The organism is Bacillus infantis NRRL B-14911 (assembly GCF_000473245.1).
In the GTDB taxonomy this organism is placed as follows: domain Bacteria; phylum Bacillota; class Bacilli; order Bacillales; family Cytobacillaceae; genus Bacillus_AB; species Bacillus_AB infantis.
Genome location: NC_022524.1, coordinates 4,859,375 through 4,884,713, shown reverse-complemented (window position 1 = coordinate 4,884,713; position 25,339 = coordinate 4,859,375). Strand labels below are relative to the sequence as shown.

Annotated in this window: 26 protein-coding genes; 25 read left to right on the top strand and 1 reads right to left on the bottom strand. The window is 48.7% G+C overall.

Translation table 11 applies throughout. The annotated features are described in order from the left end of the window. Positions 1-176: 176 nt before the first annotated feature. The 12 genes from rpmH (at position 177) to N288_RS24130 (ending at position 11,297) form a co-directional block, all read left to right on the top strand. Positions 177-311 (top strand): 50S ribosomal protein L34, encoded by a 135-nt coding sequence (rpmH, locus tag N288_RS24970; protein ID WP_009796313.1) that lies wholly within the window; start codon positions 177-179, stop codon positions 309-311. 194 nt (positions 312-505) lie between these two features. Beyond that, positions 506-880 (top strand): ribonuclease P protein component, encoded by a 375-nt coding sequence (gene rnpA, locus N288_RS24180; protein ID WP_009796312.1) that lies wholly within the window; start codon positions 506-508, stop codon positions 878-880. Positions 881-1,080: 200 nt separating this feature from the next. Further along, a complete protein-coding gene (gene spoIIIJ, locus N288_RS24175) occupies positions 1,081-1,857 on the top strand; it encodes a YidC family membrane integrase SpoIIIJ (protein ID WP_022544633.1) in 777 nt (258 codons plus the stop codon). Beyond that, complete coding sequence (gene jag / locus N288_RS24170; protein WP_009796309.1) at positions 1,854-2,474, top strand: RNA-binding cell elongation regulator Jag/EloR; 621 nt, start codon at positions 1,854-1,856, stop codon at positions 2,472-2,474. The genes spoIIIJ and jag overlap by 4 nt, the downstream gene beginning before the upstream one ends. Positions 2,475-2,940: 466 nt before the next feature. After that, positions 2,941-4,326, top strand: coding sequence for a tRNA uridine-5-carboxymethylaminomethyl(34) synthesis GTPase MnmE (gene mnmE / locus N288_RS24165; protein WP_009796308.1), 1,386 nt, complete (start codon positions 2,941-2,943; stop codon positions 4,324-4,326). A 47-nt stretch (positions 4,327-4,373) separates the two neighbouring features. Further along, a complete protein-coding gene (gene mnmG, locus N288_RS24160; protein WP_009796307.1) occupies positions 4,374-6,263 on the top strand; it encodes a tRNA uridine-5-carboxymethylaminomethyl(34) synthesis enzyme MnmG in 1,890 nt (629 codons plus the stop codon). A gap of 26 nt (positions 6,264-6,289) precedes the next feature. Beyond that, entirely contained in the window at positions 6,290-7,006 is a 717-nt protein-coding gene (rsmG, locus tag N288_RS24155) for a 16S rRNA (guanine(527)-N(7))-methyltransferase RsmG (protein ID WP_009796306.1), read from the top strand. Positions 7,007-7,183: 177 nt separating this feature from the next. Next, entirely contained in the window at positions 7,184-8,062 is an 879-nt protein-coding gene (gene noc, locus N288_RS24150) for a nucleoid occlusion protein (protein WP_009796305.1), read from the top strand. Positions 8,063-8,172: 110 nt separating this feature from the next. Then, positions 8,173-8,730, top strand: a complete 558-nt coding sequence (locus N288_RS24145; RefSeq protein WP_022544632.1) for a DUF4256 domain-containing protein — start codon at positions 8,173-8,175, stop codon at positions 8,728-8,730. A 178-nt stretch (positions 8,731-8,908) separates the two neighbouring features. After that, positions 8,909-9,670: a ParA family protein gene (locus tag N288_RS24140; protein WP_009796303.1), complete on the top strand. Its 762-nt coding sequence runs from the start codon at positions 8,909-8,911 to the stop codon at positions 9,668-9,670. After that, entirely contained in the window at positions 9,663-10,520 is an 858-nt protein-coding gene (locus tag N288_RS24135; RefSeq protein ID WP_009796302.1) for a ParB/RepB/Spo0J family partition protein, read from the top strand. Before N288_RS24140 ends, N288_RS24135 begins: the two co-directional genes overlap by 8 nt. A 63-nt stretch (positions 10,521-10,583) precedes the next feature. Further along, a complete protein-coding gene (locus tag N288_RS24130) occupies positions 10,584-11,297 on the top strand; it encodes a DUF554 domain-containing protein (RefSeq protein WP_009796301.1) in 714 nt (237 codons plus the stop codon). Positions 11,298-11,334: 37 nt separating this feature from the next. On the opposite strand, the gene yyaC is transcribed toward N288_RS24130, so the two are convergent. Beyond that, positions 11,335-11,973 (bottom strand): spore protease YyaC, encoded by a 639-nt coding sequence (gene yyaC / locus N288_RS24125; RefSeq protein WP_009796300.1) that lies wholly within the window; start codon positions 11,971-11,973, stop codon positions 11,335-11,337. 436 nt (positions 11,974-12,409) lie between these two features. Between yyaC and N288_RS24120 the strand changes: the two genes are divergently transcribed. The 13 genes from N288_RS24120 (at position 12,410) to N288_RS24060 (ending at position 25,236) form a co-directional block, all read left to right on the top strand. Then, a complete protein-coding gene (locus tag N288_RS24120) occupies positions 12,410-13,300 on the top strand; it encodes a mechanosensitive ion channel family protein (RefSeq protein ID WP_009796299.1) in 891 nt (296 codons plus the stop codon). Positions 13,301-13,312: 12 nt separating this feature from the next. After that, positions 13,313-13,510 carry a DUF951 domain-containing protein gene (locus tag N288_RS24115; protein ID WP_022544631.1) on the top strand — a complete coding sequence of 66 codons (198 nt, stop codon included), beginning with the start codon at positions 13,313-13,315 and terminating at the stop codon, positions 13,508-13,510. Between the two features lie 165 nt (positions 13,511-13,675). Then, positions 13,676-14,776, top strand: coding sequence for a redox-regulated ATPase YchF (gene ychF / locus N288_RS24110; RefSeq protein WP_009796296.1), 1,101 nt, complete (start codon positions 13,676-13,678; stop codon positions 14,774-14,776). A 469-nt stretch (positions 14,777-15,245) separates the two neighbouring features. Continuing rightward, positions 15,246-15,776, top strand: coding sequence for a phosphatase PAP2 family protein (locus tag N288_RS24105; protein WP_022544629.1), 531 nt, complete (start codon positions 15,246-15,248; stop codon positions 15,774-15,776). Between the two features lie 12 nt (positions 15,777-15,788). Next, on the top strand, positions 15,789-16,946 hold the full coding sequence (locus N288_RS24100) for a glycosyltransferase family 4 protein (protein WP_009796294.1): 1,158 nt from the start codon (positions 15,789-15,791) through the stop codon (positions 16,944-16,946). 179 nt (positions 16,947-17,125) lie between these two features. Continuing rightward, entirely contained in the window at positions 17,126-17,413 is a 288-nt protein-coding gene (gene rpsF / locus N288_RS24095; protein ID WP_009796293.1) for a 30S ribosomal protein S6, read from the top strand. Positions 17,414-17,457: 44 nt separating this feature from the next. Continuing rightward, positions 17,458-17,979: a single-stranded DNA-binding protein gene (gene ssb / locus N288_RS24090; protein ID WP_022544627.1), complete on the top strand. Its 522-nt coding sequence runs from the start codon at positions 17,458-17,460 to the stop codon at positions 17,977-17,979. 54 nt (positions 17,980-18,033) lie between these two features. After that, positions 18,034-18,279: a 30S ribosomal protein S18 gene (gene rpsR, locus N288_RS24085; RefSeq protein WP_009796290.1), complete on the top strand. Its 246-nt coding sequence runs from the start codon at positions 18,034-18,036 to the stop codon at positions 18,277-18,279. Between the two features lie 515 nt (positions 18,280-18,794). Next, complete coding sequence (locus tag N288_RS24080) at positions 18,795-19,736, top strand: YybS family protein (RefSeq protein WP_022544626.1); 942 nt, start codon at positions 18,795-18,797, stop codon at positions 19,734-19,736. A 22-nt stretch (positions 19,737-19,758) separates the two neighbouring features. Next, a complete protein-coding gene (locus N288_RS24075; protein ID WP_009791714.1) occupies positions 19,759-21,732 on the top strand; it encodes a DHH family phosphoesterase in 1,974 nt (657 codons plus the stop codon). Beyond that, positions 21,729-22,178 carry a 50S ribosomal protein L9 gene (gene rplI / locus N288_RS24070; RefSeq protein WP_009791713.1) on the top strand — a complete coding sequence of 150 codons (450 nt, stop codon included), beginning with the start codon at positions 21,729-21,731 and terminating at the stop codon, positions 22,176-22,178. Before N288_RS24075 ends, rplI begins: the two co-directional genes overlap by 4 nt. Positions 22,179-22,358: 180 nt before the next feature. Then, positions 22,359-23,723 carry a replicative DNA helicase gene (gene dnaB, locus N288_RS24065; RefSeq protein ID WP_009791712.1) on the top strand — a complete coding sequence of 455 codons (1,365 nt, stop codon included), beginning with the start codon at positions 22,359-22,361 and terminating at the stop codon, positions 23,721-23,723. Positions 23,724-23,943: 220 nt separating this feature from the next. Further along, a complete protein-coding gene (locus tag N288_RS24060; protein ID WP_009791711.1) occupies positions 23,944-25,236 on the top strand; it encodes an adenylosuccinate synthase in 1,293 nt (430 codons plus the stop codon). Positions 25,237-25,339 lie beyond the last annotated feature (103 nt).

The following is a 25,339-nucleotide window of genomic DNA, read 5'->3' as shown; positions in this document are numbered from 1 at the left end:
GTCCGGATCTTCTGGACGGACAATCAAACAGACGATATGCAGACTTAATGATATAAATGATGCCGGAAGGCTTTTTCGATCATGGAAAACGGAATGAAGAGTTGACAATTATTCGGGTATCTTTGTATAATCAATAAGACTGTCTTTTACTGTTATCCTCAGGGAGGTGTAATATAATGAAAAGAACGTTCCAACCGAACAAAAGAAAAAGAAGCAAAGTTCATGGTTTCCGCTCTCGTATGAGCAGTGCAAACGGACGCAAGGTTTTAGCGCGCCGCCGTCAAAAGGGAAGAAAAGTATTATCTGCTTAGGCCACTGAAACGTCAGTGGTCTTTTTTCCTTTTTGAAAAGATAATGGATCCGGCTTCTTATAGAAGGAGCCGGTTGTGGTTATAAAGGTAAAGGGATCCTTTTTGGATTGCGGCAGGCTGCCGATCGGCTGCCTGCCCGCTCTTTTCCTTAAAGGATGAATGACAGAGCTTTCTAAGATTGAGGAGTAAATGGCATGAAAAAAGAGTTCAGAGTCAAAAAGAATAAAGAATTTCAGGAAGCCTTTAAAAAAGGAAAGTCATTTGCTAACCGTCAATTTGTTATATATGCATTGAAGAAAACGGGGCAGGAGCACTTCCGCATCGGCCTTTCCGTCAGCAAAAAGATCGGCAATGCAGTGGTCCGGAACCAAATCAAAAGATATGTCCGCCAGGCATTTCATGAGCTGGATGCTTCCATACATAATGAGTATGACTATGTCATCATCGCCAGGAAGCCTGTGGCCGATATGGGATTCCATGAGATCAAAAACAGTCTCTCCCACGTCCTGAAAGTCGGCAAGGTCCTTCGGGGGCCCGGGCACCATCGGGACCGGCAAAAGCCTGAATAAAGTTCATGAATTTTAAAGCGCTTGCGCCTGAAAAATGGTAGAATATCACCGTAGCGCCTATATTGTCCTGCAGCCGGGACGGACAGGCCTATAGAAAAGAAGCATACAGGCAGCCAGGGTTTGGATCTGCCGCCCAAGGCCGGGAGTTGCACCTGGTTTTTCCTATAATAAATATGAAAAGCAGCAAGGGAGGATAAACGTTGAAGAAGCGAATATTTCTTGTATTCGGATTGATTTTCCTAATGGCTCTTTTGACGGGATGTACTGAAGTCAATAAGCCGATTACCTCTGAAAGTGAAGGCTTTTGGAATGAGTATATTGTTTACCCGCTTTCTATGTTCATCGTAAAAGTAGCTGAAACGCTCGGGGGCAGCTATGGGCTTGCCATCATCGTGGTGACCCTGATCATCCGCCTTTTGATTCTGCCGCTGATGATCAAGCAGACAAAAAGCTCGAAGGCCATGCAGGCCCTCCAGCCTGAAATGCAGAAGCTGAGAGAGAAATACAGCAGTAAAGACCAGAAGACACAGCAAAAGCTGCAGCAGGAAACCATGGCTCTTTTCCAGCAGCATGGCGTCAACCCGCTGGCAGGCTGTTTCCCGCTCATCGTTCAGATGCCGATCCTGATCGGTTTCTATCATGCCATTTCACGCACACGCGAAATTGCGAATCATGACTTCCTTTGGTTTGATCTCGGTTCTCCGGATCCGATTTACCTGCTGCCGCTGATTGCCGGCGCAACGACTTTCATCCAGCAGAAGATCATGATGGCGGGGACTGCCAACCAGAATCCGCAGATGGCCATGATGCTCTGGATCATGCCGGTCATGATCATCGTATTTGCGATCAATTTCCCTGCAGCCCTGTCATTATACTGGGTTGTCGGTAACATCTTTATGATTGTCCAGACATATTTCATCAAAGGTCCGGATCTGAAAAAAGCAGCTGCCGGAAATGCGGGAGGAGCAAAGAAGTGAAAGAAGTGACTGCTACAGGACAATCCGTCGAAGCAGCAGTAGAATCCGCTTTAGCTCAATTGCAGACAACAAGAGACCGCACGGAAATCAGCATTGTTGAAGAAGGAAAAAAAGGTTTTTTCGGGATTTTCGGTTCCAGGCCTGCCGTTGTAAGGGCAGTTCTTAAGCCGGATCCGATTGAAGAAGCCGTCCAATTTTTAAAAAATATCGGCGAGAAAATGGGGGCACCCGTTGAAGTGGAAGTGCGCAGGGAAGGGAAAGAGGCAGAGCTTATCCTGTCCGGCGAAAAAATTGCCCTTTTCATCGGAAAAAGGGGCCAGACCCTGAACTCGCTCCAGTATCTGACCCAGCTTGTCGTCAATAAGTCTTCCGATTCTTATCTGAATGTGGTCCTTGATGCCGAGGACTACCGGAAGCGCCGGAATGATACGCTCATCCAGCTTGCCCAGCGGCTTGCCCAAAAGGCAGTCAAAACCGGCAAGGATGTGGCGCTTGAACCGATGCCTTCCTACGAAAGAAAAATCATTCATGCGGCACTGGCCGGTACGCGGAAAGTTAAAACGTACTCAAGCGGAGCCGATCCCAACCGCCATATTGTCATATCACCGGTGAAATAGCCGATGGAGCCTTATCCGACTGGATAGGGCTTTTTTTATGGAAAAAAAATGATGGGCAAAGGAATGCGGTCAATGATTCCGTAAGTAGAATGCATATATTTCTTGTGCGGGGTCAGAGGTTCTTTAGTAGAGGAACGGCTGCTTCAGCTTTTCTGTCCAGCGGCCGGAACACCGAGTCATAACCCATTCCTGAATATCAGGCAATGATTGGCAGCCTCTTCAGCCATTTATGCTGTGGATAACATGTACGGCGATATTTGCGTCTGGTTTTATTGTTATTCACATGTGGATAAGTTAAAATAGAGCATAATAATGTATAGAGAATCGGGAAGCTTGTGGATAAGCGGGACAGGCTTGAGCAAATAATCTTTTTAATCAAAGGCTCTTGTGCTATTCTAGTTATTTGGGGCTTAAAATATTCGTTTTAATTATATAGATAGAAAACAGGAAATGAGGTGGCAGCAGGGTGGAGCTAGATACAATTGCAGCGATATCCACTCCGATGGGGGAAGGCGCAATCGCCATTGTCCGGCTGAGCGGTGATGAGGCATTCTCCATTGCAGACAAGCTATACAGGGGAGTTGGAGGAAAACGCATAAGTGATGCCGCTTCCCATACGATCCATTACGGCCATATCATCGATCCGAAAACCGGCCAGGTGGCAGAGGAAGTCATGGTATCGGTGATGAAGGGGCCAAAAACCTTCACAAAGGAAGATGTGGTTGAGATTAACTGCCATGGCGGGATTGTGTCAGTCAACCGGGTGCTGCAGCTCGTGCTGAATCATGGTGCCCGCCTCGCCGAGCCTGGTGAATTCACAAAGAGGGCGTTCCTGAACGGACGGATCGACCTTTCCCAGGCAGAAGCGGTGATGGATTTGATCCGGGCCAAAACAGACAGGGCGATGAATGTGGCGCTTGGCCAGATGGAAGGGCGACTTTCCAAGCTGGTAAAAAGGCTGCGGCAGGAGATCCTTGAAACATTGGCCCATATCGAGGTCAATATCGACTATCCGGAGTATGATGATGTCGAAGAAATGACCCATCAGCTTCTGCTCGAGAAGGCCGGCTTCGTTAAAGGAGAGATTGAGAAGCTCTTGAAGACTTCAGAGCAGGGGAAAATTCTCCGTGAAGGACTGTCGACAGTGATTGTCGGGAGGCCGAATGTCGGGAAATCATCCCTGCTCAACAGCCTTGTGCATGAAAACAAGGCGATTGTAACGGATATACCGGGTACAACCCGTGATGTAATAGAAGAGTATGTAAACGTCAGGGGAGTCCCTTTGAGGCTCCTTGATACTGCCGGCATCCGGGAGACAGAGGATATTGTCGAGCGGATCGGTGTGGAAAGATCGCGACAGGTGCTGAAGGAGGCCGATCTGATTCTGCTGGTCGTCAACTATTCAGATGAGCTGACGCAGGAAGATGAAAATCTCTTCAAAGTGGTAGAGGACATGGATGTTATCGTCATCGTCAATAAAACCGATCTTCCGCAGCAAATCGATATGGAGCGTGTGCGCGAGCTTGCGGCCGGGCATAGGCTTGTGACGACCTCCCTCCTTGAGGACCAGGGCGTCGATGAACTGGAGGAAAGCATTTCTTCGCTGTTCTTCGCCGGCAGCATTGAAGCGGGCGATATGACTTATGTGTCCAATACCCGCCATATCGCTTTGCTCAACCAGGCCCTGAACAGCATTGAGGAAGCACTGAACGGAGTAGATTTTGGAACGCCAATTGATATTATTCAGATAGATTTGACTAGAACTTGGGAGCTTTTGGGCGAGATTATCGGAGAAAGTGTCCATGACAGCTTGATCGATCAGCTTTTCTCCCAATTTTGCCTTGGGAAATAATCCGGCAGGCGGGAAAACAGCCTGGAAAGAAGGAGGCAGCAGGAAACATGCAGTATGATGCAGGCAATTATGATGTCATTGTTATCGGTGCAGGACATGCAGGAGTCGAGGCCGGCCTGGCTGCGGGGCGGCTCGGCGCCAAGACACTTATGGTGACCATCAATCTTGATATGGTTGCTTTTATGCCGTGCAACCCTTCAGTCGGAGGTCCGGCAAAAGGGATCGTCGTCAGGGAAATAGATGCCCTCGGCGGTGAAATGGGCAAAAATATCGATAAAACCCATATCCAGATGAGGATGCTGAATACAGGAAAAGGGCCGGCTGTACGTGCGCTCAGGGCGCAGGCCGATAAATTCACTTATCAGCATGAAATGAAGAAAACGATCGAAAACGAACCGAATATCACACTGTTGCAGGGCATGGTTGAAAAACTGATCGTGGAAGACGGCGTCTGCAAAGGTGTTGTAACGATGACCGGCGCGGCATACAGCGCGAAGACGGTCGTCATTACCACCGGGACCTTCCTGCGCGGGGAAATCATTCTCGGCGAATTGAAATATTCCAGCGGCCCGAATAATCAGCAGCCGTCCATTAAGCTTTCGGAGCATCTGCAGGAGCTTGGCTTCGATATGGTCCGGTTCAAGACCGGGACGCCTCCGCGCGTGAACAGCCATACGATTGATTACAGCAAGACAGAGATCCAGCCCGGCGATGATGTGCCGCGGGCGTTCTCATATGAAACGACTAAATATATCACAGACCAGCTGCCATGCTGGCTTACCTATACAAATGAAACAACGCATAGTCTGATCGACGATAATCTGCACCGTTCGCCGATGTATTCAGGCATGATCAAAGGAACCGGGCCGCGCTATTGCCCTTCCATCGAAGATAAGGTGGTCCGCTTCAATGACAAGCCGCGCCATCAGATCTTCCTAGAGCCTGAAGGCCGGAATACGCAGGAAGTTTATGTGCAGGGGCTTTCCACAAGCCTGCCGGAGGATGTGCAGCAGAAGATCCTCCGCACAATTCCAGGCCTTGAAAATGTCCAGATGATGCGTGCCGGCTATGCGATTGAGTATGACAGCATTGTTCCGACCCAGCTTTGGCCGACATTGGAAACGAAGAAGGTCAAGAATCTTTATACCGCCGGGCAGATTAATGGAACCTCCGGATATGAGGAAGCAGCGGGACAGGGGCTTATGGCAGGAATCAATGCCGGCCTGAACGCGCTTGGCAAGGAAGAGCTTATCCTCAGCCGCTCTGATGCCTATATCGGTGTGCTGATCGATGATCTTGTCACAAAAGGGACGAATGAGCCTTACCGCCTCCTGACTTCCCGTGCGGAATACAGGCTGCTTCTCCGCCACGATAATGCCGATCTGCGCCTGACGGATGCAGGCCATAAGATCGGCCTGATCAGCGATGAAAGATACGGACGCTTCACAGAGAAAAAACAGGCGATCGAAGCGGAAAAAGAAAGGCTGCGTTCCATCATCATCAAGCCTTCTGCCGAAGTACAGGAAATGATCAAAAACCAGGGCGGAAGCGAGCTGAAGGACGGAATCCGTGCTTCAGACCTGCTTAAGCGCCCGGAAATGTCGTATGAGCATATCAAGCTTGCGGCGCCTGCCGACGCAGATTTGGACTTTGATGTGACAGAACAGGTCGAAATCCAGCTGAAGTATGAAGGTTATATCGAAAAATCCCTGCAGCAGGTCGAGCGCCTGAAGAAGATGGAAAACAAAAAGGTGCCGGAAAATATCGATTATGATGCGATCAACGGACTTGCTTCAGAGGCCCGCCAAAAGCTGAAGGAAGTACGTCCGCTGTCCATTGCGCAGGCTTCCCGGATATCCGGCGTCAATCCTGCCGATATCTCCATCCTGCTTGTATATCTTGAGCAAGGAAGGGTCGCCAGGGTTTCCAACAACTAATTACAGCTGCAGGAAAGGAATGGGCAATGAATACTGAACAATTCATCAAGATGCTGGAGGAGAAAGGGATTTCCCTTTCTCCAAGGCAGATTGATCAATACAATATTTATTATGAAACATTGGTTGAGTGGAATGAAAAAATGAACCTGACAGCTATAACAGACAAGCCTGAAGTCTATCTGAAGCACTTCTATGACTCTGTTTCCGCTGCCTTTTATTTTGATTTCTCCAAGCCCTTACATATTTGCGATGTAGGTGCAGGAGCGGGTTTCCCGAGCCTTCCGATCAAAATTGCATTCCCGGAAATCAGCGTGACGATCGTTGATTCATTGAATAAACGGATCAATTTCCTGGAGCATCTTGCAGGAAAGCTTGGCCTTGAAAACGTCCGTTTCGTCCATGACCGGGCGGAAACCTTCGGACAGAACAAGGAATACAGGGAAGCATTTGATGTTGTGACAGCCAGGGCTGTTGCCAGAATGTCGGTGCTGACTGAGCTTTGCCTTCCCCTTGCCAAGGTTGGCGGCCATTTTGTGGCCATGAAAGGGGCCAGCGCCCAGGATGAACTGGCTGCAGGCAAGAAAGCGATTACGATGCTTGGCGGCAAATTGGAGGATTCCCACTCCTTCCTTTTACCGGAAGAAGAAAGCGAGCGGAATATCTTTGTGATCCGGAAAGAGAAGCCGGCACCAAAGAAATTCCCAAGAAAACCGGGCACCCCTAATAAGAGCCCAATTGAATAATTAGTTACTTTTGTCCCGGATTTATGGCATAATTTTTAATAGCAGCTGTTGTTATATATCCATATTCTCATCGATAAAAACGCGTCTCCTGTCGGAAGATTGTTTATCTGAGGTGCAGGAGTTCCCGTTTTTTAGGAGAATATGTAATAGGGAGTTTCGTAAAGGTGGTGCAGGGTGATGAAGCATTCTTTCTCACGCTTTTTTGGCCTAGGCGAAAAGGAAGAACAAGAAATCGAAAAAGCTGATGAACAGTTAAATATAGAAGAAGAACCGACTAACAGGGAAGAAGTCAGGAAAATTCCGATCGGACAGATTGTGCCGAACCGTTTTCAGCCGAGAACGGTATTTGATGACGAGAAAATCGAGGAATTGTCCCGTACGATCCATACGCACGGGATCATCCAGCCGATTGTTGTCAGGGAATTCGATGACGGCAAATTCGAGATCATTGCCGGCGAACGCAGATGGCGGGCAATGAATAAACTGGGCTGGGATGAGGTGCCTGCGATTGTCAAGAATCTCAGCGACACTGAGACTGCTTCTGTCGCCCTGATTGAAAATCTCCAGCGTGAGGAGCTTTCACCGATAGAGGAAGCGGTTGCTTATGGAAAGCTGCTTGAGCTCCATAATCTGACCCAGGAGGCCCTGGCGCAGCGGCTTGGCAAAGGACAGTCCACTGTAGCGAACAAGCTCAGGCTCCTCAAGCTTCCGGAACAGGTCCAGGAAGCGTTATTGGCCAAGCAGATCACAGAGCGCCATGCCCGCTCCCTCATTCCGCTGAAGAATCCGGAAAAGCAGGTCAAGCTTCTGGAAGAAATCATTGAGAAAAGCCTCAATGTCAAACAGACGGAAGAACGCGTCGTCAAGCTGCTCGAGCAGAGCGAAAACAAGCCGAAGCCGAAACGGAAGGCTTTCAGCAAGGACATGCGGATAGCGGTCAATACCATCCGCCAGTCCCTCAATATGGTTTCAGACAGCGGCATCAATCTTGATTCCGAAGAAGAAGAATTTGAGGAATTCTACCAGTTCACGATCAAGATTCCTAAAAAGAAATGATAGATTGTGAGACACACTAAATATGTAGACAAAACGCACTGTATTTCACACCGGAATCCGCAGTGCGTTTTTCATTATTATCACAACACAATGTTGAGGAGGAAAAAAGCATGAACAAGGACCTGTCTTCAGAACAAAGGGAAGAATTGCTGGGCACATTGAAGGACCGTTTTGAGAAAAATATGGAGCGCCATCAGAATCTTGATTGGACTCAAGTGGAGGCGAAACTGGCTGAACATACTGATAAGCTCTGGACGCTCAATGAAATGGAAGTGACCGGCGGGGAGCCGGATGTTGTTGCTTATGATGAAAAAAGTGGTGAATACATATTCTGTGATTGTTCAGCGGAAAGCCCGAAAGGCCGCCGCAGCGTCTGTTACGACCGTGAAGCGCTTGAGTCCAGGAAGAAACATAAGCCTGAAAACAGTGCAATGGACCTAGCTGCCGAGATAGGCATCGAGCTTTTGACGGAAGATCAGTACCGGGAGCTTCAGAAGCTCGGAAGCTTCGACCTGAAAACATCCTCCTGGGTGCAGACTCCTGCTGAAGTCAGGGAGCTTGGCGGCGCCCTTTTCTGTGACCGCCGTTATAATCAGGTGTTCGTCTATCACAATGGCGCTGATTCGTACTATGCTGTGAGAGGCTTCCGGGGCAGGCTGAAAGTCTGAGCCTGCAGCAGGCAAAATATTCATTTCTCTTCAATCTGTGGGAATTTTAAGAAAAAACCTAACATCATATTCCATTCATGATAAAATAGAAGTCGTGACTCTAGTAAGCTTTTTTCTGATTGAATAGATTATGAATAGAATAGATATCATTGTTTAGAGGAATAAGGTAGGTGGCACCGTGGGGAAAATTATTGCGATTGCGAATCAAAAAGGAGGAGTCGGAAAGACGACGACCTCTGTGAATTTGGGAGCCTGCTTGGCATACATAGGCAAGAAAGTGCTGCTGGTCGATATTGATCCGCAGGGCAATGCGACAAGCGGGATCGGTATAGAAAAAGCTGATGTGGACCAGTGCATTTACGATGTTCTCGTCGATGATGTTGAAGCGCTGAAAGTGATCAAGCCGACGGCTGTCGAGAATTTATATGCTATTCCTGCGACCATTCAGCTCGCAGGGGCGGAAATTGAACTGGTTCCGACTATTTCCCGGGAAGTGAGACTCAAAAGGGCCCTTGAAGAAGTGAAAAAGGATTTCGATTATATCATCATCGACTGCCCGCCTTCCCTCGGTCTTCTGACCATCAACTCCCTGACGGCTTCCGATGCCGTCCTGATACCGGTCCAATGTGAGTATTATGCACTCGAAGGGCTCAGCCAGCTTTTAAATACGGTCCGCCTTGTCCAGAAGCATCTGAACCATGACCTGAAAATCGAGGGTGTGCTTCTGACAATGCTTGATGCCAGGACCAATCTGGGTATACAGGTGATTGAAGAGGTAAAGAAATACTTCCAGGATAAAGTCTATAAAACGATCATTCCGCGCAATGTCCGATTAAGTGAAGCGCCGAGCCACGGGGAACCGATCATCATCTATGATGCGAAATCCCGGGGAGCTGAAGTGTATCTAGATTTGGCAAAGGAAGTGATTTCGAATGGCTAAAGGTCTGGGAAAAGGGCTGAATGCTTTCTTCTCGAACGCCGAGGCAGATTCAGAGGAAACGATCCAGGAGATCAGGCTCTCGGAAATCCGTCCGAATCCTTATCAGCCCAGAAAAATATTTGACGAAGCAGCAATTGAAGAGCTGAAGCAGTCGATCCGGGAGCATGGCATCCTTCAGCCGGTCATCCTGAGAAAAAGCATCAAAGGCTTTGAAATCGTTGCAGGTGAACGCCGCTGCCGGGCTGCCAGGGAAGCCGGCCTGGAAAAAGTGCCATCGGTCATCAGGGAATTGACCGAAAAGCAGATGATGGAGCTGGCCATCCTTGAGAACCTGCAGCGCGAGGATCTCACTCCGATGGAAGAAGCGGCTGCCTATCAGCAGCTGATCGAGAAGCTGAAGATGACACAGGAAGAGCTTGCGAAAAGATTGGGGAAAAGCAGGCCGCATATTGCCAATCATATTAGGCTCTTGTCCCTCCCTCCGAAAATACAGGAACTGATTTCAAGCGGCAAGATCACAATGGGCCATGGCCGTGCACTTCTGGGCCTCAGGCAGAAGGAAAAGGTTCAGGCAACAGCTGACCGCGCGATAAAGGAAGGGCTCAATGTCCGCCAGCTTGAACAGCTGATCCATCATCTGAATGAGCTTGTTCCACGTGAAACAAAAAAAGTGAAGCAGCCGAAGGATGTTTTTATAAAAGCTCAGGAAACCTCCTTGCGGGAGCGGTTCGGAACCCCGGTCAGCATCAAGCAGAATAAGAACCAGAACAAAGGCAAAATTGAGATCGAATTTTTTTCAAAAGACGATTTGGACCGGATTTTACAAATATTGGACCAAGAACGTTCGTAAGCCATCATGGATGGCTTTTTCTTCTTTTTTCATAAACTACTATACAGATAAAGGTGAAATGCAATGTTTTTATTAGGCACTTTAGTGAATGGGCTGCTGATTGTCATCGGCACGCTTCTCGGCAAGCTGCTCCACCGCATCCCGGAAAGCATGAAAGGCACCGTCATGTATGCGATTGGACTGGCAGTCATCGTCCTTGGACTGCAGATGGGCTTCAAAAGTGAAAATTTCCTGATTGTTATCCTGAGTCTTGTGCTTGGGGCTGTGCTCGGCGAGTGGCTTGGGCTTGAGGATAAACTCAATGCAGTCGGCAATTGGCTGGAGAGAAAGATTGGGTCAAATGGACAGGGCAGCATTTCGCAAGGCTTTGTGACAGCAACCCTCATTTTTGTAATCGGAGCGATGGCCATCATCGGGGCATTGGACAGCGGCATCCGAGGCGACCATGATGTTCTGTATACCAAATCGATCATCGACGGCTTTACGGCGCTGATTTTGACCACTACTCTTGGAATCGGCGTCATCTTTTCAGCTATCCCAGTCGTCCTTTATGAAGGGCTGATTGCCCTCTTTGCAACCCAGATCGACCGGTTTGTTCCTCAGGCATTGATGGACCAGTTCATTCTAGAAATGACAGCGGCAGGCGGGGTGATGATCTTTGCGATCGGGCTTAACCTGACAGGATTGACGAAGATCAGGGTGGCCAATCTCCTGCCCGGCATCCTTGTGACGGCTGTTATCGTCACATCAATCTATTTTTACCAGCAGCTTGTTTGACAGAGGGTGGACGGCATTTGTCTGTCCATCCCCTTCTCTACTGATTCAGCTTTGCCTGTTCAGCTGTTCCCAGATCCCAGCTGATGCGCGGCCATGCATGCTTAAATCTTGCATTCAGGCTCGCTTCGTGGATTCCGGCAGCAATCGTCTTCGCCATCCTCAGCACAAGATTCAGCCTCGTATTCTGCAGAACGAAGAATTCCATAAATCCGCTCACATTCACAATTCCGGTGATATGCATATCGCCTACCTCAGGCAGCTCTTTATTCACGCCGGCTCCAGGCTTGACCGGGCCGGATCCGACCTGGATAACGCCTACGCTTTTCAGTCGGCCAAGGCATGCGTCAATTCCGATAATATAGGGACGTACATGCGATTCTTTGATTTCCTTCAGTTTTTCCTCCAGATTAACGGCATGGATCGGATCATCCAGCGTTCCGTATACATGAAAGGGAGCCACAGCCTTTTCTTCCAGAAGTGTGCCGACAAGCGGACCCAATGAATCTCCGGTAGAGCGGTCAGTGCCGATGCAGACAAAAACGACAGGGCGTACACCGATGCCTGGGGGCATGAAATTTAAGAGTTCAGCGGCCAGCTTGTTTGCAGCATCCTGTTCATCATGGGCAACGCGGGCACTGCTGGCCTTTTTTTCAAATAAGTTCGTTCTTAAGTTCATTGGTTCCACTCCCTCATTATGGTAGTAACAGTATACGGAAAAATTTTGTAATCTATACATACCTGCATCAGTAAAAAGATAAACAGAGAATCATATGTTGGTATGCTTACTGACTGTCCGTACGATCCTTTAATGGGTTAAAGGCACTTGTGCAGGCGGGGAAGGTTTATAGGAAAAGAATTTCTGGGAAGGCACTCACATGTCAGACTGTAAAAAAATCTTGCAAATTGTTAAAATGGATTTAATTTTATAAGATAAGAAAGTATTATTTTGAATTTCGGCTGCTCGCTGGCAGCTGCGCCTATGGCCTTGAGGTACAAGCTTGAGGCGGAATCTTGCAGACGTTTTTGCACGCCGCGGCATACTTATTTCGAGTCCTTCATTAAGGCGCTGGCGATTTTCTTATATAATTCACTAAAAGTAAGCGGGTGAAACCATGACTTCTACAGAAAAAATGCTTCAGGGAATTAAGGATCAGCTGTCCGATGAAAATATGTGGAGTGCCATTGGCCTTGGATTTTTGAAGATCATTGCCATTTTGATTGTATCAAGCCTGATCATCAGAATCGGCCGGGCGGCCATCCGAAAGGTCTTTGCCGTGCGGAGCCATTCGCCGCTGCGGATCAGCCACCGCCGGGAGGCTACACTGGTCAAACTGCTTGAAAATATCCTGACGTATGTGGTGTCTTTCATCATGATTATGATGATTCTCTCGACCTTGACGATTGATGTGGGTGCCCTCCTTGCAGGTGCCGGGATTGTGGGGCTTGCGGTCGGCTTCGGCGCTCAGAACCTTGTGAAGGATATCATCACCGGCTTTTTCATCATATTTGAAGACCAATTTTCGGTCGGAGACTATATCAGGGTCGACCAATTCGAAGGAACCGTAGAGGAAATCGGCCTCCGGACAACAAAAATTAAGAGCTGGACAGGTGAGCTTCACATCCTGCCGAACGGGAGCATCGTCCAGGTGACCAATTTCTCCCTTCATAACAGCGTCGCGTTTGTGGATGTGAGCATTGCGTATGAGGGGGATATCCAGAAGGCTGAGCAGGTGCTTAAGGACCTCCTGGAAACCCTGCCTGAAAAATATGAAGATATGGTCAAGACGCCCGAAATATTGGGCATCCAGAACCTGGCGGCATCAGATGTGGTTATCCGGGTGACGGCAGAGACAATGCCGATGAAGCATTTCTTTATCGCCCGTCAGTTGAGGAAGGAAATCAAGATGGCCCTCGATGCACATGGCATCGAAATTCCTTTCCCGCGCCTGGTCATGTATTCGCGCCAGGAAGAAAAGCCTGAAAAAAGCACGGGAAAAGCATAGGAGGAAAATAGCATGGAACCTAAAGAATATGGCCTGAATGATGTAGTAGAGATGAAAAAAGCCCATCCGTGCGGGGCCAACCGCTGGAAAATCATCCGCCTCGGCATGGATATCCGCATTAAATGCGAGGGCTGCTCGCACAGCGTCATGATCCCACGAAAAGAATTCAGCCGGAAAATGAAGAAAATCCTCGTGAAGCATGAAGAATAGTCATGCTTCTTTTTTCTGGAAGGGGATGGACTTGTCTTTTGCCCGGCAAATCTCTATAATTGTGGGAGGCTTGTCCAATTTTATGAAAACGAGAAACAGCCTTATAAAAATAGATTTCACCGTTTTTGAAATAGATGCTGAAATAAAAGTTGAGGAGTGACTGGCATGGCATTAACAGCTGGGATTGTAGGCTTGCCGAACGTTGGTAAATCTACATTATTTAATGCAATAACACAGGCAGGTGCGGAGTCTGCCAACTATCCGTTTTGTACGATTGACCCGAATGTGGGAATTGTTGAGGTTCCTGACCACCGCCTGAACAAGCTGACAGAGCTTGTTCAGCCGAAGAAAACTGTACCGACAACATTCGAATTCACAGACATCGCCGGAATCGTAAAGGGCGCCAGCAAAGGGGAAGGCCTAGGGAATAAATTCCTTTCGCATATCCGTGAAGTGGATGCAATCTGCCAGGTTGTCCGCTGCTTTGCTGATGATAATATCACACACGTATCCGGAAAGGTCGATCCGATTTCCGATATTGAAACCATCAACCTGGAGCTGATCCTTGCTGACCTGGAATCTGTTGAGAAGCGCATTGCCCGCGTCGGCAAAATGGCAAAACAGAAGGATAAGGAAGCTGTGGCAGAACTTGAAGTCCTCGAATTGCTCAAGGATGCGTTCGAGTCTGACAAGCCTGCCCGCACTGTGGAGTTCACAGAAGAGCAGCATAAAATTGCCAAGAACCTTCACCTCCTGACAATCAAGCCTGTCCTGTATGTAGCAAATGTGGGGGAAGATGATGTAGCAGATCCTTCTTCAAACGAATACGTCCAGAGCGTCAGGGATTTTGCAGAGAAAGACAATGCGGAAGTGATTGTTGTCTGTGCGAAAATCGAATCTGAAATCGCCGAGCTTGAAGGCGAAGAAAAGCAAATGTTCCTTGAAGAGCTTGGCATCGAGGAATCCGGTCTTGACCAGCTGATCCGTTCTGCTTACCACCTGCTGGACCTTGCCACTTATTTCACGGCAGGGGTGCAGGAAGTCCGTGCATGGACGTTCCGCAAGGGCATGAAGGCGCCTCAGTGTGCCGGCATCATCCATACAGACTTTGAAAGAGGCTTCATCAGGGCAGAAACTGTCCACTATGATGACCTGCTGGAAGCTAAGACCATGGCCGCTGCGAAAGAAGCAGGAAAGGTCCGTCTTGAAGGAAAAGAGTATATTGTTAAAGACGGAGATATCATTCATTTCCGCTTTAATGTGTAATAAGTATGATGAGAGGCTCCCGCTTTTGGGGGCTTTTTTTTGTTTGACTGGGGAAGATGCAGGGGGCGTTGAATTTTGAGGCACTCTGTGAGGGGCTGAGGAATGGCAGTGTGCCTCATGTAGGAGTTTTGAGGCATTCTGTGAGGGGCTGAGGAGTGTCAGAGTGCCTCATGTAAGAGTTTAGAGACACTCTGCATGGGGTGAAGGAGCATCAGAATGCCCCATGAGAACATCTTGAGATACTCTGGCGCAAACAATATGAAATAGAGTGCCTCATAGTATGCCGTGGCTGAACACCCTTCCGCCTTTCGATGGTACAGCTCCGGGCGCTAGCCCCTCGAGTGTCGGGACTGAGCAAGCGCCCTCCGCCTTTCAAGGCTGATTAACAATAAATTTACATGGGATTCAAATGGCTGTTACACATTCTTTTTACAATGAAGTAGAAGAAAGCGCTAAAGGAGGATGTGTGATGAGCCGTGCAAGAGCCTGGATCCGAAGGCAGGATGAGCTGTGGTTTCAATATTGCAACAGCAGATCGGAGGCAGCTTTCATCCGTTTTTTTCAAATGTTGACCCATTTGGGCGGTGCGCGGTTTACGGTTGTCCTGCAGCTGGTTCTTATGCTGGCGGGCCCCCCTTCCCTTTTCAGGCCGGCAGCAGCTGCGTCACTTTCCCTTGCAGCAAGCCATCTTGCCGCAGTCCTGATCAAGCGGGCCGTTAAGAGGATCCGCCCCTTTCAGGTGCTTCCCGGCGTCCGTGTGCATGGATTTCGTTTCAAAGATCATTCTTTTCCGTCAGGGCATTCAACAGCCGTCTTTTCCCTGGCAGTTCCCTACAGCATTCTTTTCCCTCCATTCGCTCCCGCTTTATTGGCAGCTGCCGGTCTTGTCGCCCTTTCAAGGGTTGTGCTTGGCGTCCATTATCCTACCGATATTGCAGCAGGATCTCTGCTTGGCGCAAGTGCAGGCATCTTATTCGCAGCCATTGCCCAGTCATTTTAATATTGAGGAGGAATGAGAGTGAAGGTGGCGATTTTTTCTGATACCTTTTATCCCCAGATCAATGGGGTGGCTAACACGCTGAAGCGGCTCACAGACCATCTTGAGAAGCGGGATATAGAGTATATGCTTTTTATACCGGGACCCGCTGAGGGAATGTCCTATCCGAACGCAGCTGAGTTTCTGAGCATTCCTTTCTTTTTCTACCCTGAATGCAGAACGGCTGTGGCCAATCCCCGCAAAATAACGGAAAGGCTGCAGAAGTTTTCTCCCGATATCGTTCATATAGCCACTCCGCTGACAATGGGGCTTTATGGAATCCATGCGGCAAAAAAGCTGGGCATCCCGATCACCGGCTCCTATCACACCCATTTTGATCAATACTTAAAGCTTTATAAATGCCAATGGCTCTCCCCCCTATTCTGGAAATATATGAAATGGTTCCACCGTTCCTTCCAGCGCATATTCGTGCCGTCAAAAGATACGAAAACAATCCTTGAAGCCCAGGGGCTGCAGTCTGTATCGCTTTGGACACGCGGCGTTGACAGCCGGCTGTTTCATCCTGATCGAGATAAGGACGCAGCCAGGAAGAAATTTGGAATCAGGGAGCCTCATATCCTCTTATATGCAGGCCGGCTTGCACTCGAAAAGGATCTTGGCACCCTGCTGAAGACAATGGGAAGCCTCCCGGAAGAAATCCGGGAGCGGGTGCACTGGCTGATCGTCGGCGACGGACCTGAGTTCCAGCCATTCGCAAAGGAATCTGCCGGCAGGGGCAATGTGACAATGACCGGATATGTCACAGGCGAAGAGCTGGCCGGCCTATATGCAGCAGCCGATTTGCTCGTCTTCCCCTCTCCTACAGAAACATTCGGAAATGTGGTCCTTGAAGCTCTCTCTTCCGGTACCCCTGCCATTGTGGCAGACAAAGGCGGTCCTGCGGAAATCATCTCGGAAGGCAGGACCGGCCGGATTTGCCCGGCAGGCAGCAGCGGGGAATTTGCGAGTGCGATACAAGAGCTGCTTGGAGATCCCGTAAAGCTCGCCAGCATGTCCCGGGAAGCGAGGAGCTATGCCGAACGGCAGTCATGGGATAAAATCATGGACCAGCTGCTGGCAGAATATAAAGAGATTGCATTTGAGGGCGAATACCGCTTCCGGAATTTGGGATAAAAGAATGGATATTGTCCAATTGAATATGATATGATGAATATACCTCGGAATGAGGTTTTTTCTTTTTGGAAGGGATAATTGCTTTCCTTCCGGATATATGCTATAATTTCAACTTGTGAGTAATGAATAGTTACTCCTTGCCCGAATGGGCCGCTTAGACCAAAAGGAGGTGTAATGAGATGAGAAAGTACGAAATCATGTACGTCATCCGTCCAAACATTGAAGATGAGGCTAAAAAGGCTCTAGTTGAGCGTTTTAACTCTATCCTGACTGATAATGGTGCGGAACTGACTGAATCAAAAGACTGGGGCAAACGCCGCCTGGCTTACGAAATCAACGATTTCCGTGATGGCTACTACCAGTTGATCCACCTGAATGCGGAAGCTGCTGCAGTGGACGAGTTCACTCGCCTTGCTAAAATCAGCGAAGATATCATCCGCCACATGGTTGTTAAAGACGAAAAGTAAGACTTGAAATAGAACAGTTTTAAATAAGGAAGGAGTTGATTCTGATGATGAACCGAGTTGTTCTTGTCGGACGTTTAACGAAAGATCCTGAGTTAAGGTACACGCCAAATGGAGTGCCCGTTGCTTCCTTCACACTTGCTGTTAACCGTACTTTTACGAATCAGCAGGGAGAAAGGGAAGCTGACTTCATCAACTGTGTGATCTGGCGCCGTCCAGCTGAAAACGTAGCAAACTTCCTCAAAAAAGGAAGCCTTGCCGGCGTTGATGGACGCCTTCAGACCCGCAGCTATGAGGGACAGGACGGCAAGCGCGTCTACGTTACAGAAGTAATGGCAGACAGCGTTCAGTTCCTGGAGCCGAGAAATGCTTCAGGCGGTGCCCCTAGCGGCGGCCGTAATGACGGAAACTATGGCGGTCCTTCAAGAGAACAGGATTTCCCATATGGAAATAATGATCAGAATCAGCGACAAAACAATAACCGCAATCAAGGATATACGCGCGTGGATGAAGATCCATTCGCAAATGATGGACAAATCGACATCTCTGATGACGATCTGCCATTCTGATCTCCTTGATTGGACGGGTACACACGATACTAAAACCAAAAGGAGGGAAATGACATGGCATTTGGAGGAGGACGCAGAGGCGGACGTGCAAAGCGCCGTAAAGTTTGCTACTTCACAGCAAACGGAATCACTCACATCGACTACAAAGATGTAGATCTTCTGAAAAAATTCATCTCTGAGCGCGGTAAAATTTTACCTCGCCGTGTAACTGGTACAAACGCTAAATACCAACGTAAATTGACTGTTGCTATCAAGCGTGCGCGTATCATGGCATTACTGCCTTACGTTTCAGGTGAATAATATATAATAAAAGAAGGGCGCCTTATGGGTGTCCTTCTTTTTTCATACATAGATGATTGTTTTGGATCTTTGAGGCCCACAGGATTCGGGTCATGCAGACGCTGCCGCAGGATGTGGCGTTTTTAGTCTGCGTTCCTTTATAAAGGATCCTCCGCATTTCGATTGTCCAGCTTCAAAGCCTAGCCCCTCGAGTCATAAGCCACACCAGAATTAAAGGCAAAGAACGCCTTTTATTCTGCCGCGTGTTATGCTTGTCGGCTCTGGGCAAGCCGCTGCCGCATTTCGATTTGTCCAGCTGCGGGGGCTAGCCCCTCGAGTCATAAGCCACTTCAGAATTGAAGCCAAAGAACACCTTCTATTCTGAAACGTCTTATGCTTGTCGGGGCTGAGCAAGCACCCTCCGCATTTCGAAAGGTTGAACCAAGCCTTCATACCCGATAAAATAGTAATAGGAATATGTCTTTGACCTGCTGCTGGATGCAGCTTAGTATAAAGAGAATTTGAGAGGTGAAGCAGTGAAGAATGTCCATAAGTTGACTTCGGGTGCAGTCATGCTGGCAGTGTTTGCTGTCCTGATGCTGCTGACCCTTTACGTCCCTGTCCTGGGGGTTGTCACAAATCTGTTTTTAGCAGCGCCGTTTATCTTATTTGCTGCAACGAATGATCGCAAAAGCTCGCTGGTCTTTTTGACAGGGGGCATCCTCATTTCGCTGATTGTCGGGACGATACTGGCGATTCCGCTTGCGCTGCTCTATGGTATAACGGGAACTGTAATTGGGGATTTTATCCGGGAGAAAAAGTCGCGGTTCAGCACGTATATGGCAAGCTCACTTGCCTTCCTGATCCTGCTGGTTGCCCAATACGGGATCGCGGTCCAGTTTTTTGAGCTGAATGTGATAAAAGAATCGTTTGATATCTTAAAGCAGTCTGTCGATAAGATTGTGTCTTTGATGGAAAATCTCGGCCAGCCGCTCGATGAAAAGATGAAGGATCAGCTTTACAGCGGCATTGGATTGACCGAGACACTCATTCCGAGCCTGCTGATTATGGCATCATTTATCAATGTCCTGATCCTCCAGGCAGTATCCCTTCCAATCGTGAACCGGTTTGGCGTGAATATGGAAAAATGGGGCCAGTTCCGGAATCTGTCCCTCCCGAAGAGTGTACTCTGGTATTATCTGATCACCATCATTGCGGCCCTCCTTCTGAAGCCGGAGGAAGGGACAGTCCTTTTTGATGCGTTTATAAATCTGAGTTTTATCCTGCAGCTGCTTATGATTGTGCAGGGGCTCTCGCTCGTCTTTTATTTCTGCCACATAAAAGGCTATCCAAGGGCCGTGCCGGTCATAGCCGCCGTCCTGAGCTTCATCCTGCCTTTTCTCCTTTATATTATCAGGATATTAGGTATAATTGACTTAGGATTCAATTTGAAAAAATGGTTAAAAGAAAAAGTCTGACACTACTGTAGGAGCTGAAAACATGCCATCGTATTTAGAAAAGCGATCCATCCGCTATCCGCTTTATTGGCTGATGGGAATAACAGTGGTGGTCCTTGGGATATTGGCATATTACAACTGGATCCTTGGCCTGGCAGGTGTGCTGCTGATTGTGCTGCCATTCTATTTCATTTTTATGATAGACTACCGCCAGCGCCGGGAAACAGAAGAGTATATATCAACACTCTCATACCGTGTCAAAAAAGTAGGCGAAGAAGCCCTGATGGAAATGCCGATCGGGATCATGCTCTTCAATGAAGAGCTGTATATCGAATGGACCAATCCATTCCTTGCTTCCTGCTTTGATGAAGATACACTGGTCGGAAGATCGCTTTATGATGCAGCAGAAACACTCGTCCCTTTGATCAAACAAGAGGTGGAGTCTGAGATCATCACCCTCCACGAACGGAAATTCAGGGTCATACATAAGCCGGATGAACGGCTCCTGTATTTCTTTGACGTGACCGAGCAGACGGAAATTGAAAAGCTGTATGAAGATGAAAGGACCGTACTGGCCATCATCTTCTTAGATAACTATGATGAGCTGACACAGGGGATGGACGACCAGACGAGAAGCAGCCTCAACAATCTTGTCACCTCCCTCCTGAATAAGTGGGCGACGGACAATGGCGTCTTCCTGAAAAGGATTTCGTCTGAGCGCTTCATCGCGGTGTTCAATGAAAACATCCTCCAGCTGCTTGAAAGAGGAAAGTTCACGATCCTCGACGACGTCCGGGAAACAAGCTCGACCCAAAATGTCCCGCTCACCTTAAGCATTGGCGTCGGCTCCGGTGTCTCTTCACTGCCAGAGCTCGGTTCGCTGGCACAGTCAAGCCTTGACCTTGCCCTCGGCAGGGGGGGCGACCAGGTGGCCATCAAGCAGCCGAATGGGAAAGTCAAATTCTTCGGCGGCAAGACCAATCCTGTTGAAAAAAGGACGAGGGTCCGTGCAAGGGTGATTTCCCACGCATTGAAGGAATTGATCACTGAAAGCGATAAAGTGATCATCATGGGCCATAAAAGCCCGGATATGGACGCTGTAGGCGCTTCGATCGGCATCCTGAAGGTAGCTGAGATGAACCAGTGTGAAGGGTATGTGGTCATGAACTTTCAGGATATCGATACAGGCGTCCAGCGGATGATGAAGGAAATCCGCAAGAATGAGTCCCTCTTCTCGCGCTTTATCAGCCCTGAGGAGGCGCTTGAGATTGCGACGGATGATACCTTGCTTGTTGTGGTGGATACCCATAAGCCGTCCCTTGTCATCGAGGAGCGGCTGCTCAGCAAGATTGATCATGTGGTGGTCATTGACCACCACAGGCGCGGTGAGGAATTCATCAAGAACCCGCTGCTTGTCTATATGGAGCCGTATGCATCCTCGACAGCGGAACTTGTCACCGAGCTGCTTGAATACCAGCCAAAGAAAGGCCGGATCGAAATGCTCGAAGCCACCGCCCTTCTTGCCGGGATCATTGTCGATACGAAAAGCTTTACGCTCAGGACCGGTGCCCGAACCTTTGATGCCGCCTCCTATCTGCGCGGCCAGGGAGCGGATACCGTCCTTGTCCAGAAGTTCCTCAAGGAGGATGTCGACACCTATGTGAAGCGGGCCAAGCTGATTGAGACAGTATCCCTATACCGGGAAGGGCTGGCGATTGCAAAGGGGAACCCTGACCAGACATTCGATCAGGTGCTGATTGCCCAGACTGCCGACACCCTCCTGACAATGGATGGGATCGATGCTTCTTTTGTTATCTCCAAACGGGCAGATAATCTGGTTGGCATCAGCGCCCGCTCGCTCGGCGATGTGAATGTCCAGATCATCATGGAAAGCCTTGAGGGCGGAGGGCATCTCACGAATGCAGCAACACAGCTGACAGACATAACAGTCGATGAGGCGGAAGAGCGCCTTCATCAGGCTATAGATGATTACTTTGAAGGGAGACGGAAAGAATGAAAGTCATTTTCTTAAAAGATGTTAAAGGAAAAGGAAAAAAAGGTGAAGTCAAAAACGTGGCTGACGGCTATGCCCACAACTTCCTGCTGAAGCAGGGGCTTGCCATTGAAGCGAATCAGGCGAATATCAGCACACTGAGCGCACAGAAAAAGAAAGAAGAAAAAGTTGCTGCCAATGAACTGGAAGAAGCGAAAGAGCTTAAAGAAAAACTTGAAAAGATTACAGTAGAATTTTCAGCAAAATCAGGTGAAGGCGGAAGATTGTTCGGCTCCATCACAAGCAAGCAGATTGCTGAAGAGCTTAATAAAAAGAACGGCATCAAGATTGACAAGCGCAAAATCGAGCTCAGCGATGCGATCCGCACGCTCGGCTATACAAAGGTTCCTGTAAAGCTTCATACTGAAGTAACTGCTACATTGAATGTCCATGTAAAAGAAGTAAACTAATTTTGGAAGTTCCATTTACAGATAAACATGTTAAAATATAAGAGTTGAGAGAAATGTGGTCGGTGCCAAGCTGATCACATTTTTCCTGCTTAATCGGCCTTTTTTGTGAATTCAATGGATTTTTGCATAGATTTTTAATAGATATAAAGATAGATAGGCATTAAGAGGGAGTTGGAATAGATGAGTGATCTGTTTGCAGACAGGCTGCCCCCGCAGAATATAGAAGCGGAGCAGGCTGTGCTCGGTGCCATTTTCCTGGAGCCGGCATCTTTGACGCTGGCATCTGAGATGCTGATCCCGGAAGATTTCTACCGGGCAGCCCACCAGAAAATTTACAACATGATGCTTAAGCTGAATGACGAAGGAAAGGCTGTTGACCTTGTCACTGTAACCGAGGAGCTGGCAGCTGCCAAGCTGCTGGAGGATACAGGAGGCGTCAGCTACCTGAGTGAATTGGCAGGCTCTGTGCCGACAGCGGCCAATATTGAATATTATGCGCGGATCGTCGAGGAGAAATCGCTTCTCAGAAGATTGATCCGGACGGCGACAGGCATCGCCCAGGACGGCTACTCCCGTGAGGACGAGGTTGAAGTTCTGCTCGGCGAGGCGGAAAAGAACATTCTTGAGGTGGCCCAGCGCAAAAATGCCGGCGCCTTTCATAATATTAAAGATGTGCTTGTGCGCACCTACGATAATATTGAAGTCATGCACAACCGCAAAGGGGATATCACGGGGATTCCGACGGGATTCGCCGAATTGGATAAAATGACTGCCGGTTTCCAGCGGAATGACCTGATCATTGTGGGCGCCCGTCCATCGGTTGGTAAAACAGCCTTTGCCCTGAATATCGCGCAGAATGTTGCCACCAAAACTAATGAAAACATCGCGATTTTCAGTCTTGAGATGGGTGCAGAGCAGCTTGTTATGCGTATGCTCTGCGCTGAAGGCAATATTGACGCCCAAAGGCTCAGGACCGGCTCACTGACAGATGATGACTGGGGCAAGCTGACGATGGCGATGGGAAGCCTCTCAAACGCAGGAATCTTCATCGATGACACGCCGGGTGTAAGGATCACCGAAATCCGTTCCAAGTGCCGCCGCCTGAAGCAGGAGCACGGCCTTGGCATGATCCTGATCGACTATCTGCAGCTGATCTTAGGAAGCGGCCGCTCCGGCGAGAACCGACAGCAGGAAGTATCGGAAATTTCCCGTTCCCTGAAGGCGCTCGCCCGTGAGCTCCAGGTTCCTGTCATCGCCCTGTCCCAGCTCTCCCGTGGAGTGGAGCAGCGCCAGGATAAGCGCCCGATGATGTCCGACATCCGTGAATCGGGAAGCATCGAGCAGGATGCCGATATTGTGGCATTCCTGTACCGTGACGATTATTATGATAAAGAATCAGAAGACAAGAACATCATTGAAATCATTATTGCCAAGCAGCGTAACGGCCCGGTCGGTACTGTCCAGCTGGCGTTCGTGAAGGAATATAATAAATTCGTCAATCTCGAGAAGAGGTTCGATGACTCAGGCATGCCGCCTGGTGCGTAAAGCCGCAGTTCTGTACTGCGGCTTTTTTCTGTGGAAAAAAGAATAGGACCTTCCTCATATGCAAAAACTAAAGGATAGCCTACAAAAAAATTTACGAACGTATTTTTATGATTTCTTTAAAAATGTTCGTGTTTCATTGACTTTTATCGCTTTCCCTTGGTAAAATTAGAGTTGTTTGAAGAACGGATACATATTTACACTCTTTGGAGGTGCTTTATAAATGTCATCAGTCGTTGTAGTTGGAACTCAATGGGGAGATGAAGGAAAAGGAAAGATTACAGACTTCCTTTCAGAAAATGCTGAAGTGATTGCCCGCTACCAGGGAGGAAATAATGCCGGCCATACCATCAAGTTTGGCGGGGAGACATACAAGCTTCATTTGATTCCATCCGGAATTTTTTATAAAGAGAAAAACTGTGTCATTGGAAACGGCATGGTTGTAGATCCGAAAGCCCTGCTCAAGGAGCTTGCGTATCTGCATGAAAGAAATATCACAACCGACAATCTGCGCATCTCAAACCGCGCGCATGTGATTCTCCCTTACCACCTGAAGCTGGATGAAGTGGAAGAGGAAAGAAAAGGCGCCAACAAGATCGGCACCACAAAGAAGGGCATCGGGCCTGCGTACATGGATAAAGCTGCCCGGAACGGCATCCGCATCGCCGACCTTCTTGACCGTGAAGTGTTTGAAGAGAAGCTGCAGCGCAATCTTGAAGAAAAGAACCGCCTGCTGGAGCGCTTCTATGAAACAGAAGGCTTCAAGCTTGAGGATATTCTTGAAGAGTATTATGAGTATGGCCAGCAGATCAAGCAGTATGTGTGCGACACGTCTGTTGTGCTGAACGATGCCCTTGATGAAGGCCGCCGTGTTCTGTTTGAAGGAGCACAGGGCGTTATGCTCGATATCGACCAGGGGACATACCCGTTTGTTACTTCTTCCAACCCGGTTGCGGGCGGCGTAACGATCGGTTCAGGAGTCGGCCCCACGAAAATCAAGCATGTTGTCGGCGTATCCAAAGCCTACACAACACGTGTCGGTGACGGACCGTTCCCGACTGAGCTTGATAATGAGATCGGCAATAGGATCCGCGAGGTTGGCCGCGAGTATGGTACAACTACGGGCCGTGCACGGCGTGTCGGCTGGTTTGACAGTGTTGTTGTCCGCCACGCCCGCAGGGTCAGCGGCATCACTGATCTGTCCCTGAACTCTATTGATGTTCTGACAGGCATCGAAACGCTGAAAATCTGTGTTGCTTACCGCTATAAAGGCGAAGTGATCGAAGAATTCCCGGCGAGCCTGAAGGTGCTTGCTGAATGTGAGCCTGTGTATGAAGAGCTCCCAGGCTGGACTGAGGACATCACTGGCTGCAAGTCGCTGGATGAGCTTCCGGCCAATGCCCGCCACTACCTCGAAAGAGTTGCCCAGCTGACAGGCATTCCATTGTCCATCTTCTCTGTCGGTCCGGACCGCTCACAGACAAATGTTGTCATGAGCCCTTGGCGCCAGAATTAATAGTTGAAGCCCTCTTTATGGGGGCTTTTTTTCATGGAAAGGTTTAGGATGGGGACATTCAGATCTTTTTTGTTAAGAGTAATTAAAAATTTCAGGAGCCTCT

Excerpts from the sequence above, each read along its gene's own strand:
- dnaB (WP_009791712.1), top strand. The coding sequence starts at position 22,359 with ATGAGTGATCTGTTTGCAGACAGGCTGCCCCCGCAGAATATAGAAGCG.
- N288_RS24060 (WP_009791711.1), top strand. The coding sequence starts at position 23,944 with ATGTCATCAGTCGTTGTAGTTGGAACTCAATGGGGAGATGAAGGAAAA.
- noc (WP_009796305.1), top strand. The coding sequence starts at position 7,184 with ATGAAGCATTCTTTCTCACGCTTTTTTGGCCTAGGCGAAAAGGAAGAA.
- N288_RS24100 (WP_009796294.1), top strand. The coding sequence starts at position 15,789 with ATGAGAGTGAAGGTGGCGATTTTTTCTGATACCTTTTATCCCCAGATC.
- N288_RS24105 (WP_022544629.1), top strand. The coding sequence starts at position 15,246 with ATGAGCCGTGCAAGAGCCTGGATCCGAAGGCAGGATGAGCTGTGGTTT.
- rnpA (WP_009796312.1), top strand. The coding sequence starts at position 506 with ATGAAAAAAGAGTTCAGAGTCAAAAAGAATAAAGAATTTCAGGAAGCC.
- N288_RS24075 (WP_009791714.1), top strand. The coding sequence starts at position 19,759 with ATGCCATCGTATTTAGAAAAGCGATCCATCCGCTATCCGCTTTATTGG.
- rsmG (WP_009796306.1), top strand. The coding sequence starts at position 6,290 with ATGAATACTGAACAATTCATCAAGATGCTGGAGGAGAAAGGGATTTCC.
- yyaC (WP_009796300.1), bottom strand. The coding sequence starts at position 11,973 with ATGAACTTAAGAACGAACTTATTTGAAAAAAAGGCCAGCAGTGCCCGC.
- ssb (WP_022544627.1), top strand. The coding sequence starts at position 17,458 with ATGATGAACCGAGTTGTTCTTGTCGGACGTTTAACGAAAGATCCTGAG.
- N288_RS24130 (WP_009796301.1), top strand. The coding sequence starts at position 10,584 with ATGTTTTTATTAGGCACTTTAGTGAATGGGCTGCTGATTGTCATCGGC.
- rpmH (WP_009796313.1), top strand. The coding sequence starts at position 177 with ATGAAAAGAACGTTCCAACCGAACAAAAGAAAAAGAAGCAAAGTTCAT.
- mnmG (WP_009796307.1), top strand. The coding sequence starts at position 4,374 with ATGCAGTATGATGCAGGCAATTATGATGTCATTGTTATCGGTGCAGGA.
- rpsR (WP_009796290.1), top strand. The coding sequence starts at position 18,034 with ATGGCATTTGGAGGAGGACGCAGAGGCGGACGTGCAAAGCGCCGTAAA.
- N288_RS24120 (WP_009796299.1), top strand. The coding sequence starts at position 12,410 with ATGACTTCTACAGAAAAAATGCTTCAGGGAATTAAGGATCAGCTGTCC.
- N288_RS24135 (WP_009796302.1), top strand. The coding sequence starts at position 9,663 with ATGGCTAAAGGTCTGGGAAAAGGGCTGAATGCTTTCTTCTCGAACGCC.
- ychF (WP_009796296.1), top strand. The coding sequence starts at position 13,676 with ATGGCATTAACAGCTGGGATTGTAGGCTTGCCGAACGTTGGTAAATCT.
- rpsF (WP_009796293.1), top strand. The coding sequence starts at position 17,126 with ATGAGAAAGTACGAAATCATGTACGTCATCCGTCCAAACATTGAAGAT.
- rplI (WP_009791713.1), top strand. The coding sequence starts at position 21,729 with ATGAAAGTCATTTTCTTAAAAGATGTTAAAGGAAAAGGAAAAAAAGGT.
- N288_RS24145 (WP_022544632.1), top strand. The coding sequence starts at position 8,173 with ATGAACAAGGACCTGTCTTCAGAACAAAGGGAAGAATTGCTGGGCACA.
- N288_RS24115 (WP_022544631.1), top strand. The coding sequence starts at position 13,313 with ATGGAACCTAAAGAATATGGCCTGAATGATGTAGTAGAGATGAAAAAA.